Annotated in this window: 13 protein-coding genes; 5 read left to right on the forward strand and 8 right to left on the reverse strand. The window is 69.3% G+C overall.

Annotation, left to right across the window (positions count from 1 at the left end; all coding sequences use genetic code 11):
* Nucleotide 1 precedes the first annotated feature (1 nt).
* From AC1RRW_RS05945 to AC1RRW_RS05955, 3 genes are read right to left on the reverse strand one after another with little or no spacing between them, the layout of a single operon-like run.
* Nucleotides 2–835: an ABC transporter permease gene (locus AC1RRW_RS05945; RefSeq protein ID WP_492899662.1), complete on the reverse strand. Its 834-nt coding sequence runs from the start codon at nt 833–835 to the stop codon at nt 2–4.
* Between the two features lie 4 nt (nt 836–839).
* Entirely contained in the window at nt 840–1,730 is an 891-nt protein-coding gene (locus AC1RRW_RS05950) for an ABC transporter permease (RefSeq protein WP_492899663.1), read from the reverse strand.
* On the reverse strand, nt 1,727–2,800 hold the full coding sequence (locus AC1RRW_RS05955) for an ABC transporter ATP-binding protein (protein WP_492899665.1): 1,074 nt from the start codon (nt 2,798–2,800) through the stop codon (nt 1,727–1,729). The genes AC1RRW_RS05950 and AC1RRW_RS05955 overlap by 4 nt, the downstream gene beginning before the upstream one ends.
* A 192-nt stretch (nt 2,801–2,992) precedes the next feature.
* Between AC1RRW_RS05955 and AC1RRW_RS05960 the strand changes: the two genes are divergently transcribed.
* The 3 genes from AC1RRW_RS05960 (at nt 2,993) to AC1RRW_RS05970 (ending at nt 5,577) form a co-directional block, all read left to right on the forward strand.
* A complete protein-coding gene (locus AC1RRW_RS05960; RefSeq protein WP_492899666.1) occupies nt 2,993–3,685 on the forward strand; it encodes a GntR family transcriptional regulator in 693 nt (230 codons plus the stop codon).
* Nucleotides 3,686–3,742: 57 nt separating this feature from the next.
* Nucleotides 3,743–4,942, forward strand: a complete 1,200-nt coding sequence (gene uxuA / locus AC1RRW_RS05965) for a mannonate dehydratase (protein WP_492899667.1) — start codon at nt 3,743–3,745, stop codon at nt 4,940–4,942.
* 131 nt (nt 4,943–5,073) lie between these two features.
* The gene (locus AC1RRW_RS05970) at nt 5,074–5,577 is read left to right on the forward strand and encodes a YciE/YciF ferroxidase family protein (protein ID WP_492899668.1); all 504 of its coding nucleotides are present in this window, start codon (nt 5,074–5,076) and stop codon (nt 5,575–5,577) included.
* A gap of 72 nt (nt 5,578–5,649) precedes the next feature.
* On the opposite strand, the gene AC1RRW_RS05975 is transcribed toward AC1RRW_RS05970, so the two are convergent.
* From AC1RRW_RS05975 to AC1RRW_RS05985, 3 genes are read right to left on the reverse strand one after another with little or no spacing between them, the layout of a single operon-like run.
* Nucleotides 5,650–6,843 (reverse strand): extracellular solute-binding protein, encoded by a 1,194-nt coding sequence (locus AC1RRW_RS05975; protein ID WP_492899669.1) that lies wholly within the window; start codon nt 6,841–6,843, stop codon nt 5,650–5,652.
* Nucleotides 6,840–7,913 (reverse strand): N-acetylglucosamine-6-phosphate deacetylase, encoded by a 1,074-nt coding sequence (locus AC1RRW_RS05980; protein WP_492899670.1) that lies wholly within the window; start codon nt 7,911–7,913, stop codon nt 6,840–6,842. The genes AC1RRW_RS05975 and AC1RRW_RS05980 overlap by 4 nt, the downstream gene beginning before the upstream one ends.
* A 9-nt stretch (nt 7,914–7,922) precedes the next feature.
* Nucleotides 7,923–8,666: a glucosamine-6-phosphate deaminase gene (locus AC1RRW_RS05985; protein WP_492899672.1), complete on the reverse strand. Its 744-nt coding sequence runs from the start codon at nt 8,664–8,666 to the stop codon at nt 7,923–7,925.
* 143 nt (nt 8,667–8,809) lie between these two features.
* On the opposite strand from AC1RRW_RS05985, the gene AC1RRW_RS05990 reads away from it, so the two are divergent.
* Complete coding sequence (locus tag AC1RRW_RS05990) at nt 8,810–9,961, forward strand: ROK family transcriptional regulator (protein WP_492899673.1); 1,152 nt, start codon at nt 8,810–8,812, stop codon at nt 9,959–9,961.
* A gap of 30 nt (nt 9,962–9,991) precedes the next feature.
* Here AC1RRW_RS05990 and AC1RRW_RS05995 read toward each other — a convergent pair whose 3' ends face one another.
* Both AC1RRW_RS05995 and AC1RRW_RS06000 read right to left on the reverse strand, forming a co-directional pair.
* The gene (locus AC1RRW_RS05995) at nt 9,992–10,885 is read right to left on the reverse strand and encodes an aldose 1-epimerase family protein (protein ID WP_492899675.1); all 894 of its coding nucleotides are present in this window, start codon (nt 10,883–10,885) and stop codon (nt 9,992–9,994) included.
* Nucleotides 10,886–10,897: 12 nt separating this feature from the next.
* Complete coding sequence (locus AC1RRW_RS06000; protein WP_492899676.1) at nt 10,898–11,944, reverse strand: LacI family DNA-binding transcriptional regulator; 1,047 nt, start codon at nt 11,942–11,944, stop codon at nt 10,898–10,900.
* Nucleotides 11,945–12,071: 127 nt separating this feature from the next.
* Between AC1RRW_RS06000 and AC1RRW_RS06005 the strand changes: the two genes are divergently transcribed.
* A complete protein-coding gene (locus tag AC1RRW_RS06005) occupies nt 12,072–13,922 on the forward strand; it encodes a glycoside hydrolase family 2 protein (protein WP_492899677.1) in 1,851 nt (616 codons plus the stop codon).
* Nucleotides 13,923–13,929: the final 7 nt, after the last annotated feature.

A 13,929-nucleotide genomic window follows, 5' to 3' on the forward strand; every position in this document is an offset into this window, starting at 1 on the left:
GTCAGCGCCGCCCTCCGCCGCCGACGATCTGCGTCGGGTTGACGAAGCGCAGCGCGATCACGAGCCAGATCAGCGTCGTCGCCATGTAGATCACCGCCATCGCGTCGATCGACTGCACGGCGCGCACGCCCGCCGCGAAGACCGCATAGTAGAGCGCCACGACCAGCGTCTGGCTGGTCGGTCCGGCGGTGAGGAAGGTCAGCTCGAACATCGCGATGGTGCGCACCAGCACGAGCAGCAGCGCCGCCAGGATGCCGGGCATCAGCAGCGGCAGCAGCACATGGACGAAGAGCTTGAAGGTGTTGGCGCCGAAGACGCGCGCCGCCGCCTCGATCTTGGTGTCGATCTGCTCGATGAAGGGGATCATCACCAGAATGACGAAGGGCACCGTCGGCACGAGGTTGGCGAGCACGACGCCCGACATCTGCCCGGCGAGGCCGAGCTTGTAGAGCACCGTCGCCAGCGGGATGCCGAAGGTGATCGGCGGCACCAGCAGCGGCAGCAGGAAGAGCAGCATGACCAGCTTCTTGCCGGGGAAGTCGCGCCGCGCCAGCGCATAGGCCGCCGGCACGCCGATCAGCCCCGACAGCGCCACCACCAGCAAGACGATCTGGAAGGTCACGGTCAGCACGTCGGAGAGCTGGAACTCCGACCAGGCGGCGGTGTACCAGCGCGTCGTCCAGCCGGCCGGGAACCAGGTCCCGAGCCAGCGCGTGGCGAAGGAACTGGTGATCACGGTCGCGATCATCGCCAGCAGGTTGAGCAGGAAGAAGCCGATCAGGGCCCAGTTGGCGGCGGCCCAGAGCTTCGTCGAGAGCCTCGTATCCGCGACCATCGGCTCAACCCTTCCCGCCGCCGGCGGGGCCCCGATAGAGCAGGCCGCGCAGGCTCAGCACCGCGACGACGATCGAGAGCTGGACCATGCCCATGATCATCGCCACCGCCGAGGCCATCGAGTAGTCGTATTCCTCGAAGGCCGCCTGATAGGCCGCGATCGAGATCACCCGCGTCGGCCCCGCCGGCGCGCCGAGCAGCACCGCCGAGGGAAAGACCGAGAAGGCCTGCACGAAGGACAGGCAGAAGGTGATCGCGAGGCCCGGCAGCAGCAGCGGGAACAGGATGGTCTTGAAGCGCTCCCACGGTCCCGCGCCCAAGGTCGCAGCCGCCTTCTCCAGCGCGGGGTCGATGCCGGAAAGATAGGACAGGGTCAAAAGGAAGGTGAATGGGAAGCCGGTGATGACCAGCGAGAGCATCACGCCCCAGTAGTTGTGCAGGAGCTTGATCGGCGTCGAGATCAGGCCGAGCGTCATCAGGGTGCGGTTGAACCAGCCCTGCGGGCCGAGATAGGCGAGCAGCCCCTGCGCCACCAGCACGGTGCCGAGCGTGATCGGAATCACCAGAAGCGTCGTCAGCAGGCGCTGGCGGCGCAGGAGCCGCACGCGGAAGGCGATCGGCACGGCGAAGACCAGCGTCAGCAGCGTCACCGGCAGGGCGAGCCAGAGCGTCGTCGCGATCGTGCCGTAGAGGAAGGAGTCGGAGAAGAACTTGCCGTAGTTCGCCAGCGCGCCGCCGGCCCTGGGATTGAACGACAGCACCAGCCCGTACAGGAACGGGTAGATGAACAGCGCCAGCAGGAAGAAGACGGCGGGCAGGACGAGCAGCGTCAGCCCGTCGAGCCCGCGCGCCGCCAGCCGCTGCTTCAGCGGGATCTCGTCACAGGCGAGGCTCATGCCGCGCCTCCGAAGACGAGGACGCGGTCGGGCGCCGCGCCGAGCGTGACGGCCGCGCCGGGATCGAGCTTGTCATGGGCGAGGAAGGAGAGGTCGGTCCCGTCCTCCATGCGCGCGAAGCCGACGAATTCGCGGCCGCGGAACTCGGTCGAGATGATCGTCGCCTTCAGTCCGGGCTGGCCTTCCGCGACGGGGTGCAGGTCCTCGGGCCGGATCGCGACATGGCCGGCGCTTCCGGCCGCAACCGCACCGCGACTGCGGCCCTTGATCGTGGCCGAGCCGACGGCGACCTGCGCCGCGGCGCCGTCCGCCGCCGCGACCCGCCCGGCGACGACGTTGCGGAAACCCATGAACTCGGCGACGTCGAGATGGTCCGGCCGCGAGAACAGCTCCTCCGGCGTGCCGACCTGGCGCATCTCGCCGTCGCGCAGCACGACGATGCGGTCGGCGAGCGAGAGCGCCTCCTCCTGGTCGTGCGTCACATAGATCGTGGTCGCGCCGAGGGTGTTGTGGATGCGCCGGATCTCGGCCCGCATCTCCAGCCTCAGCTTGGCGTCGAGGTTCGAGAGTGGCTCGTCCATCAGGACGAGCGGCGGCTCGACCACGATGGCGCGGGCGATCGCGACGCGCTGCTGCTGGCCGCCGGAAAGCTGACCCGGCAGCTTCTCGACCTGGCTCTGCAGCCTGACCAGAGCCACCGCCTCGTCGACGCGCTTGTCGATCTGCGCCTTGGGCAGGCCGCGCATCTTCAGGCCGAAGCCGATGTTCCGGCGCACGCTCATATGCGGGAACAGCGCGTAGTTCTGGAAGACCATGCCGAAGCCGCGCTCTTCCGGCCGCAGCGGATCGATGCGCTTCTCGTCGAGCCAGATGCCGCCGCCGGTCGCCGGCAGCAGCCCCGCGATCAGGTTGAGCGTCGTCGACTTGCCGCAGCCGGAGGGACCCAGCAGCGCGATGAACTCGCCCTTGCGGATCGTCAGCGAAACGTCCTTCAGCGCGTTGTGCGTTCCGAAATCGCGGCTGAGCCGGTCGAGCTTCAGCTCGCGGAAATTGGCGGCATGAATGCTCATTGGCCGATCGACCTCGGGCGGATCGGCCCCGCGCCGGCTGCGTGCTGCACCATTCGTCGTCTCCCGGTGTTCCCGCTCTTTTGTCCTTCATCGGGATCGGCCGTCAGGCCCGCCTCCGATGCGGCGCCGACGACGAGCGATTGACGCTGCGATCGGCATTGGTATGCTAGTATACCAGACGGCGGGAGCGCAATGACCTTTTTGGCGACGCGGCAAGGCACCGAACAGATCTACCGGGGGTTGCGGGCCGATATTCTGGGCGCGGCGCTGCTCCCGGGCGCGGCCATGTCGGAGGCGCGGATGGCGCTGCAGTTCGGCGTCAGCCGTACGCCGGTGCGCGAGGCGTTCAAGCGCCTGGTCGAGGACGGGCTTCTGGTGGTGGTTCCGCAGGTCGGCACCTTCGTCGCGCCGATCGATCTCGCCGCCGTCTATGACAGCCAGTTCGTGCGCGAGACGCTGGAGTGCCGCACGGTCGTTCTCGCCGCCGAGCGGGTCGACGACGATGGCCGCCGCAGTCTCGATGCGCTCGTCGCCGAGCAGGCCGAGGCGATCCGGAACGGCGACCGCAAGGCCTTTTTCCGCCTCGACGAGACGTTCCACGCCGAGTTGTCGCGGCTCGCCGGCCATCCGTCGGTCTGGAGCCTGATCGAATCGGTCAAGGCGCAGCTCGACCGGGTGCGCTGCCTGTCGCTGGAGACGCCGTCCTGGTCGGAGATGATCCTGGCCGAGCACGAGACGATCGCGACCTGCGTCGGGCGCGGCGACGCCGGCAGGGCCGAGCAGGCGATGCGGGCGCATCTGCGCACGGTGTTCGACGCGATCGAGAAGATCGCGCAGGCCCATGTCGACGCCTTCGACAAGACCAAGCTCGCGGGGCAGGGCTGAAACCGGCGCGGATCGGCGAGATCCGGGCGGAAGCACGGAAGAAAAGGACACGCTCGCATGGAAGAGACCTGGCGCTGGTTCGGGCCCAACGACGCCGTCCGGCTTCCGCAGATCCGGCAGACGGGAGCGCGCGGCATCGTCACCTCCCTGCACGAGATCCCCTATGGCGAGGTCTGGAGCGTCGCGGCCATCGAGGAGCGCAAGGCGCTGATCGCGGCAGATGGCACGCTCGGCCTGCGCTGGAGCGTGGTCGAGAGTCTGCCGATCCATGAGCGGATCAAGCTGAACGAGGGCGACCAGAGCGCGCTGTTCGACAATTACCGGACCTCGATGCGCAACCTCGCCGCCTGCGGCGTCACGACGATCTGCTACAACTTCATGCCGGTGCTGGACTGGACCCGCACCGAGCTGGCCTGGCCGACGCCGGGCGGCGGCCGGGCGCTGCGCTTCGGCATCGTCGAGTTCGCCGCCTTCGACTGCTACATGCTGGAGCGGCCGGGCGCGGAGGCCGAGTTCCCGGAAGACGTGCTCCTCGCGGCCAAGGCCTGGGCGAAGTCGGCGTCGGACTCCGACAAGGCGCGGCTCCTGACCAACATCATGGCCGGCCTGCCCGGCGCCTACGACCGCTACGACATCCCGGGCCTGCGCCGGATGCTCGACCGCTATCGCGGCGTCACGCCGGACATCCTGCGCGAGAACCTCGCCCGCTTCCTGCGCGAGATCATCCCGCTCGCCGACGAGCTCGGCATGCGCTTCGCGATCCATCCCGACGACCCGCCGCGGCCGCTGATGGGCCTGCCGCGCATCGTCTCCAACGAAGCCGACATCGCCTTCGTGCTCGGGGCGGTCGGCAGCACGGCCAACGGGCTGACGCTGTGCTCGGGCTCGCTCGGGGCCGGGCCGACGAACGACGTGCCGGCGATCGCGAGGCGCTTCGCCGACCGCATCCACTTCGCCCATCTGCGCAACGTCGCCAAGGACGCCGACGGCTCCTTCATGGAGGCCGACCATCTCGACGGCGACACCGACATGGTCGCGCTGGTCTCGGCGCTGCTGGAGGAGCAGGAGCGCCGCAGGCTCGGGGGCGTCGCGAACTGGCGCATCCCGATGCGGCCGGACCACGGCCACGAACTGCTCGACGACATCGGCAAGCCGACGCATCCGGGCTACCCGATCATCGGCCGGATGAAGGGGCTGGCGGAGCTGCGCGGCGTTATGCGCGCGGTGTCGGCGGCGAAAGGCTGGCCGCTCGCCTGAGGCGGACCGCCGCAGGGGAGGTTTTCAAGTTTTTTCGGAACAGGTCGCGGCCCGAACCGTTCACCCGGCATGCCCAGCCGGGCTCCAGAAGAACGCGCCGCGACAGCGGCGGCGAGCAAAGGAGAAATGAAATGGGTTGGTTTTCCAAGGACATCGCCACGATGGACGACCTCTTCGTCCACACGCTGCGCGACATCTATTACGCCGAGCACCAGATCCTGAAGGCCTTGCCGAAGATGATCGACAAGGCTTCGAGCCCCGAGCTCAGGGCGGGCTTCGAGACGCATCTGCGCGAGACCGAAGGCCAGATCGGCCGGCTGAAGCAGGTCTTCAGGCAGCATGGCGTCGAGGAGAAGGGCGTCACCTGCCCGGCCATCGACGGCATCATCGCCGAGGCCGAGGAGATCGCCGGCGACATCGCCGACAAGCAGGTGCTGGACGCGGCGCTGATCGCGGCGGCGCAGGCCGTGGAGCATTACGAGATCACGCGCTACGGCACACTCGTCGCCTGGGCGAAGCAGCTCGGGCGTCAAGACTGCGCCGCGCTGCTGCAGCAAAACCTCGACGAGGAGGGCGCGACCGACAAGAAGCTGTCCTCGCTCGCGACCGGCAACATCAACAAGCGCGCGGCCTGAACCCCGCGCATCGTCCGAGACGGACGAGCCCCGCGAGACAGCGCCTCGCGGGGCTTTTCATGTGGACCCCGGTCAGCGCGCGCGCTTGGCGCCGACCAGTTCGTCCCATTTGCGGAAGGCGACGACCATCCTGTCGGGCTTCAGCGGCAGTTCGATCGGGTTGTTGGCGATGAGGTCGGCATATTCCGCGCGGCCGAACTCGGCGATGACCTTCTGGCTCGCCTCGGGCGCCAGCGTCAGCGGCACGTTCCTGACCGCTGGACCGGGATAGAGATAGCCCTCGTCATAGGCATAGGCCTGCATCTTCGGCGTCAGCACATGCGCCATCATGTCGAGCACGACGGCGAGCCTGTCGTTCGGCACGCCCCTTGGCACGCACATGAAGAAGGCGTCCGAGACCCAGTGGAAGCCCTTCAGCGTCTGAATCCTCGCTTCCTTCGGCACGATGCCGAGCGCGCGCGGGTTGATGTCCCAGCCCGTGGTCGAGACGATGATGTCGCGCGAGCCCTCGCCGAACTCCTTCATCGTGGCGCCGGTGCCGGCGGGGTAGTACTCGATCGACTGCCCGAGTTCCTGCAGATAGGCCCAGGTCTTGTCCCAGCCGGCGACCGGATCCTGCGGATCCTTGTCGCCGAGGATGTAGGGCAGGCCCATCATGAAGGTGCGGCCCGGCCCGGAATTGGTCGGGCGCGCATACATGAAGCGGTTGGGGTTGGCCTTGGCCCAGGCGAGCAGTTCCTCGGCGGTGGTCGGCGCCTGCCTGACGCGCTCGGGCGCATATTCGAGCAGCGGGCCGGACGGATAGTAGTTCACCACGACGCCGAAGCCGTCGCCCTGGACCTTGTGAAGCGCGAGCGCGGCCGGCTCGTAATTCGCCTCGATGTCGGGGAACTTGTCGGCGAAGTCGGGCAGGATCCTGAGCCAGAGCCTCTGTTCGAGTCCGGCCGCCAGACCGTCGCTGCCGGTCAGGACGAGATCGAGATCGGCGCGGCCGGCATCCTGCTGCGCCTTGATCTTGCCGGCGAGCTCGGGCGCCGGGGCCTTCACGAAGGCGATGCGCGAGACGAGCTTCGGATTGGCCGTGCGGTAGTCCTCGAAGGCCTTCTGCATCAGGGCGAGCGCGCCGCCGACATCGATGATGCTGATGGTCACCGGCGCGCTCGGCAGCGGCGGCGACGCGGCCAGCGCGGCCGGCCCGCCGGCGGCGAGCGCGCCCAGGCCGCCGATGACGGCGCGGCGGTCCAGTCCCTTGGTCTTGGTGGTCATGATCGTATCTCCCCTTCTGGTTTTGCGTCCGGCCATGCGGTTGCGCCTGCCAGCGCGTAGCGGCGTTCGACGGCTCCGATGCGCACCCGCTCGATCGCGAGGCCGTCGCGCCAGCACACCTCGCCGTCGGGCATCGGCAGGCCGTGGGCGGCCAAGGCCGGCGCGAGCAAGGCGAGCGGATGCGTCGAGGCCATCGCGATCGCCTGTTCCGGCGTCGCGAGCGTCCAGGCCGCGAGATTGCGCACGGCCTGGTCGAGGCACAAGGCCGAGCCCGCCAGCGCCGTCCCGCCCGCCAGCCTGACCGAGCCCTCGGGCCCGCGCTCGATCGCCATGCCGGCGAAACCGTAGCGGCCGGGCCGCGCGGCGGCTCCCGCGACCGCGTCCGTCACCAGGATCGAGCGCTCGATCCCCTTGGCCCGCAGCAGCGATTGCAGCGACTTCGGATGGATATGGATGCCGTCCGCGATGAAGGACGCCTGCAAGCGGTCCTCGGCGAGCTGGGCGAAGATCGGGTTCTCCAGCTTGTGCGCGGTCTGCGTCATGCCGTTGCCGAGATGGGTCGAGAGCCGGGCGCCGGCATCGACCGCGGCCGCGATCTGGCTGAAATCGGCCGCGGTGTGACCGAGCGCGACGATCACGCCCTGGCGCGTCAGCGTCCCGATCAGATCGAGCGCGCCGTCGACCTCCGGCGCGAGCGTGACCATCAGGATCGGCCGGGCGATGCCGTCCCGAAGCCGGGCGACGAGCGCGGGGTCGGCGGCAGTCATCGCGGCGGGCGGGTGGCAGCCGGCATAGCCCGTCGCCGGATTGAGGAACGGTCCTTCGAGATGGTAGCCCGGACACATCGCCGGGCCGAGACGGCTCCCGGCGACGGCCGCGTCGAGCGCGCGGAACCGGCTCTCCAGCTCGCCCGGATGCGCGGTGATGATCGTCGGCAGGCAGGTCGTGACTCCGGTGGCGAGCATAGCCTCCAGCGCATGGTCGAGTTCGTCGGCGGTGAGCCTCCCGGAGTTGAAATCGACGCCGGCGAAGCCGTTGGCCTGGAGATCGACGAGGCCGGCGGAGATCATGGCGCGCCCTCAGCCCTTGCCGAGAAGCGAGGCGGCGGCGGGATCGACGAAGGCCACCGTATCGGCGTGGCGCTGCAGGATCGAGGCCGGGCGAAGCGGGGTCACCGGGCCCTCGAACGCATCTCGCGCGGCTTCGGCCTTGCGCGTATCCGAGACCGACAGCACGATCAGCGCGCTTATCATGATCTGGCGCACGCTCATCGAGATGGCGCGCTCCGGCACCGCCTCGAGGCTCGGGAACCAGCCCTCGCCGAACTGCTGCCGGCGGCAGGCGTCGTCCAGCGTCACGACGATGTAAGGCTCTTGCGTCTCGAAATCGGCCGGCGGATCGTTGAAGGCGAGATGGCAGTTCTCGCCGATGCCGGCGAAGCAGAGATCGATCCGGCGCCCGGCGATCAGCCCGTTCAGGCGCTTCGCCTCGCCTTCGGGCTCGGCCAGCCCATCGACCGGCATGAAGCGGACCGCGCCGCCGAGCGGGCCGACGAAGCGTTCCTCGAGATAGCGCCGGAAGCTCGCCGGATGGTCGGTCCCGAGGCCGACATATTCGTCGAGATGGAAGGCCGTGACCCTGGCCCAGTCGATGTCCTTCGCCGCCGTGAGCGCTTTCAGCATCTCGAACTGGCTGGCCCCGGTCGCGACGACGATGGTCGCCTCGCCGAAGCGCGCGATCGCCTCGCGGATCGCGCTCGCGCCGCGGGCGGCGGCTTTCGCGCCGAGCGTATCCTTGTCGGGAACGATGCGGAGATCGACCATGTCAATTTTGAACCGTTCGTGCGATAAAATGTTTGAAAACACCTGATCCCAGTTTAAAAAGATCGCCCGGAAAGGCAATCTCGATTTTGAACGACATTGTTCCGAATTATGCGTGCGACGCCCTGATCGACGAGTCGGCGCGCATGACCGCGCCCGGGCGCGACCGGGCGCGCGTCTACCGGCTCGTGGCCGGAGGCCTTGCTCAGTCGCGGCCCGATATCGGGCGGCTGTCGGGCCTGCGCTCCTCCACGGTCTCGCGCGCGGTCGCCGATCTGGTTGCGCGCGGGCTGCTGGCCGAGACGACCGGCGCGGGAGCCGGGCGCGGCCGGCCTGCCGGCGTGCTGATCGCCAACGCCCGCGCCATCGGCGGCTCGGTGATCCATGTCGCGAGCCAGTCGCTCGCGGGCGCGCTGGTCGATCTCAACGGCGACGTCATCGCGCGGCGCAGGCGGCCGGTCCCGCGCGACGCCGACAATGCGGCGATGGCCGGGGCGATGCGCGGGCTCGCGGCGGCCCTTCTGGCCGCGATGCCGCACGGGATGAGCCATGCCGGCACCGCCGTCTCGCTGTCGGGCCTGATCGACCTGCGGCGGAAACGCTGGCTTATGGCGTCGCGCTGGCCCGGCATGCGCGATCTCGACATCGCGGCCGTGCTCGAGCCCGTCGCCGGTCCGGTCCGGATCTGCCGCAATCTCGACGCCGAGCTCGGCGCCCGCGTCGCGCGGGAGCCGGAGCGCTTTGCCGGCGGCACGCTGCTGCTGCATTGGGGCTGGGGCATCGGCCTGGCGCATGCGGTCGACGGCGAGCCGCTCTCGCCGGCGGGCGGACCCTTCGGCGAGATCGGCCATTGGCGCTTCTCGGTGCTGGACGGGCGGCGTTGCGGCTGCGGCAACACCGCCTGCCTGGAGACCGGGGCCGCGCTCTGGTCGCTGCTGCCGGTCCTGCGCCGGCGCTGGCCGGAGCTCGACGAGGACGAGGACGGGCTGGCGGAAGCCCTGCCGCGCCGCGACCTGCTCGCCCTGGCCGAGGTCGAGGCGGCGGCGGGCATCCTGGCGCGGGCGCTCGCCAATGCCTGCCGCCTGCTTTTCCCGAGCCGCATCCTGGTCAGCGGGCCGCTGGTCGCCAACGCGGCCCTCTTCGCCCGTTTCGATGCGCTGTTCCGGCAGGAAGGCGCGATGGCGGGCTTTTCCATCCCGCCGCTCGCGACCGTCCGCGCAAGCCATGACAGGGAGATCCAGGGCGCCGCGGCGGCCTTGCTCGGCGATGCGGCGCGACGCGCGCTGGCCGGCCCATGAGCGTCGCGGGCGCGGCGCAAGTGTGGCGAACTAGACCTCGACCGTGACGCTCCAGACGAAACGGCGGCTCTCGCCGGGGGCGAGATGCATCAGTCCCGGCTTGTCGACGAAGTCGCCTTGCCAGCCGAGCGGGCTCGCCGTGCCGAACCACGGCTCGATGCAGAGGAAGGGCGCGCCATCCGGCTTCGACCAGAGGCCGAGATCGCGATAGCCTTCCCAGGCGACCGTCAGCGCGCGGACGGGCCGACCGTCCTCGCCTTCAGCGACGAAGCGGACGGACCCGCTCCTCACCCGCGGCAGCACCAGCGCGTCGGCGGCGAAAAGGCCTGGAGAGAGCGGCAGACGCTTGCCGTCGAGCGGGAGCGTCACGCCGCCGTCGAGCAGGCCGCCGGTCAGGGTCCGCGCCTCGCCGGCCTCCTCATCGGAAAATTCCAGACGGTGGGCGCTCCGCGGCACATCCTCGGCCAGCGGCCAGACGAAGGCCGGATGCGCGCCGACCGCAAAGGGCAGCACCGCCTCGCCCGGATTGGAGACGATCGTCGTCACCGAGAGCGTCGCGTGCTCAACCGCGTAGATTTGGTCGAGCGTGAAGGCGAAGGGATAAAACGCGCGAGTCGCCTCGCTGTCGCCGAGCCGCAGATGCGCGCTGCTCTCGTCGCGCGCCACCCAGCCGAACAGGCTGTCGCGGGCGAAGCCATGCTGTGTCATGCGGTGGTCGCGGCCCTGATGCCGCAATGTGTCGTCGGTCAGCCGCCCGACGATCGGAAACAGCAGCGGCGCATGGCGCGGCCATTGCGGCCCGCCCTGCCAGAGCAGTTCGACCCCATCCGCGCCCTTGAGGCTGATCGGTTCGGCGCCTGCCGGCTTGATGCTGGCGGTGAGCCGCCCGGAGGCGATGCTGTGGGCCTCGGTCGCGACCGGCATGGCGTTTCCCGTCTACGGCTGCTTCGACTGGCTGCGAATGACGAGTTCATGAGGCAGGAAGGCGGCCTTCGCCTCGCCCGTCTCGAGCAGCGTGGCAAGCGTTCGCACCACCACCGGGCCGAAGCCGTCATAGGGGATTTTGACCGCGCTGAGCCAGGGCGCGATCCAGGCGTTGAGCGGATTGTCGTCGAAGCCGAACAGCGCGACGTCGCCCGGCACGCTCAGGCCCGCCTCGGTCAGGCGGCGATAGGCTCCATAGGCGATCAGGTCGCTGAGACAGAGGATGCGGCGCGCGAGCACGGGCGCGGCGAGCAGCGTGCCCATGCCTTCGTGACCGATGGCGAGATGGCTCTTGCCCGCCCCGCTGGCGCGCAGGATGTCGTCTTCCGGCACGCCGCCCGCGACCAGCCCGGCGACGAAGCCCGCCGCACGGCGCTGGCCGGCGCTGAAGGAGAGCGAGGCGTGCAGCAGGCCGAACGGACCAGGCTCCGGCCGGGCCAGCCAGTGCCGCGCGACGGCGAAACCGGCGGCATGGTCGTCGATGCCGACGAAGGGCGAGATTTCGTCGCCGGGATCGCGCCGGTTGACGAAGACGAGCGGGCGGCCGGCGGCGCGCAACAGGTCGAGTTTCGGCGACGGCACCGCGACCAGCAGCACGATGCCGCGCGCGAGCTGCGCCTCCATCTCGGCGAGATATTCGTCCTGGATCGCAGGGTCCTCATGCGTGTCGCAGAGCGCCATGACGAAGCCGGCGTCGCGCAGGGCGAGCTCGATCGAGGCGGCGGCGGCCGCCATGGCAGGGTTGCCGAGATTGGCGGCGAGCACGCCGACGATGCGGCTCTCGCGCTGTCGCAAGGCGCGCCCTACGCTCTGGGGCCGGTAGCCTAGGGCCGCGACGGCGGCGTTGACGCGGGCGGCGGTCTCGGATGTCGCCTTGTTCTCGACGCCGTTCATCACCCGCGAGACGGTCGCGATCGAGACGCCGGCGCGTCGCGCCACCGCCGCGATCGAGACCGGGCGCGCCGCCGCGGCGGCTTTGGATCGATCATGCTCGTTCAACGGCGCGACGCCCCTTCCGCCCGACCCATATCATCACGGCCCGATGCAAGGACATGGTTGCCAGAAGCGCGGCGCTTGTCTAGCATAAGGGAAATCGTTTTCCTCCACAAGAAGACTCGTTGCCGGGATGGACGCCAAGGTCGAGAACGGCCCTGCGAAAGGGCTCGGCGAGCACGCGCTCCAGCCGGGACACGACCCGTTCCATCATCTCCATGACGAAGCCTATGCCGCCCCCTTCTCGGAGCGCCGCGTCGGCTGGCGCGAGATGCTGAGCGTCGCGGGCCGGCCGGTCGAATCGCTCGACGGCGACTGGAACTTCGTCCTCGACCTGCATGACGAGGGGCTGCGCCAGCGCTGGTTCGAGGACGAGCCCGATCCGATCGGCGGCTGGACGACGCCGCGCGACCATGACGATGGGGCCTGGCAGACCGCGGCCGTTCCGTCCTGCTGGAACGTGGCGCGCCCGGAATGGACCTATTTCGAGGGCGGCGCCTGGTATACGCGCCAGCTCGATTTCGCGCCGGGCAAGGCCGGCGAGCGCGTCTTCCTGCGCGTCGGCGCGGCCAATTACGAGGCGCGCGTCTTCCTCAACGGCGTCTTCCTCGGCAGCCATCGCGGCGGTTCGACGCCGTTCTTCGTCGAACTGACCGGGCATCTGACCGCTGGCGCGAACCGGCTGCGGATCAATGTCGACAACCGCCGCCGGCCCGAGCGCGTGCCGATGAACCATACCGACTGGTTCAACTATGGCGGGATCTATCGCGAGGTCGGGCTGGTGCGCGTGCCTGCGATCTTCATCCGCGATTTCGGCGTGGCGCTCGTGCCGGGCTCGCAGGGCCAGCGCATCGCCGTCGATGTCACGCTGTCGGAGAGCGCCAGCGGCACGGCGCGGCTCGTCATCGAGGGGCTGGCGGGCGAGATCGCCGTGCCGATCTCCAGCGGCGTCGGCCGGCTGGAATTCGAGGCCGCGCCGGAACTCTGGAGCCCGGCCGGCCCGAGGCTCTATCCGGTCAGCATCGGCTTCGGCGAGGACCTGCTCAGCGAGAAAATCGGCTTCCGCGAGATCAGGGTCGAGGGCCAGCGCATCCTGCTCAACGGCGAGGACATTTTTTTGCGCGGCATCTGCGTGCACGAGGACGACCGCGAGCTCGGCAAGGTCTCGACCGAGGCCGACATCCGCCGCCGCTTCGCCGACGCCAAGGCGCTGAACGCCAATTTCCTGCGGCTGTCGCATTATCCGCATCACGAACTGGCGGCGCGGATCGCCGACGAGGTGGGGCTGCTGCTCTGGGAAGAGGTGCCGGTCTACTGGGCGATCGACTTTTCCAACCCCGACACCTTCACCGATGCCGACAACCAACTGCGCGAGATGATCCGGCGCGACCGCAACCACGCCAGCATCGTGATCTGGGGCGTCGGCAACGAGAACGCCGACACCGACGCAAGGCTGGCCTTCATGCGCGGGCTCGCCGCCTCCTGCCGCGAGATGGATCCGACCCGGCTGGTCTCGGCCGCCTGCCTGATCAACCGCGAGCATTTCCGCATCGAGGACCGGCTCTCCGACGCGCTCGACATCATCGGGTTGAACGAGTATTTCGGCTGGTACGAGCCCTCGCTCGACGGGCTGAAGCGCCTTTTCGCCAATTCCGATCTCGACAAGCCGCTGGTGATCACCGAGACCGGGGCCGACGCCGTCGCCGGGCGCGAGGGGCGGCCGGGCGAGCTTTTCGGCGAGAGCCACCAGTCCGACCTCTACGAGCGTCAGCTCGATCTGGTCGAGAGCGCGCCTTATGTGCGCGGCTTCTGCCCCTGGATTCTCTACGACTTTCGCACGGAGCGGCGGCAGACCGCCTATCAGCGCGGCTGGAATCTCAAGGGCCTGATCGCGGCCGACAAGACGACGCGCAAGAAGGCCTTCGCCACCCTGTCGCGTCGCTATGCCGAACTGGCGCAGGAACAGAAGCCCGCCGGAGCCTGAGCGAGCG

This window comes from Allobosea sp. GW821-FHT12C12 (assembly GCF_058807355.1).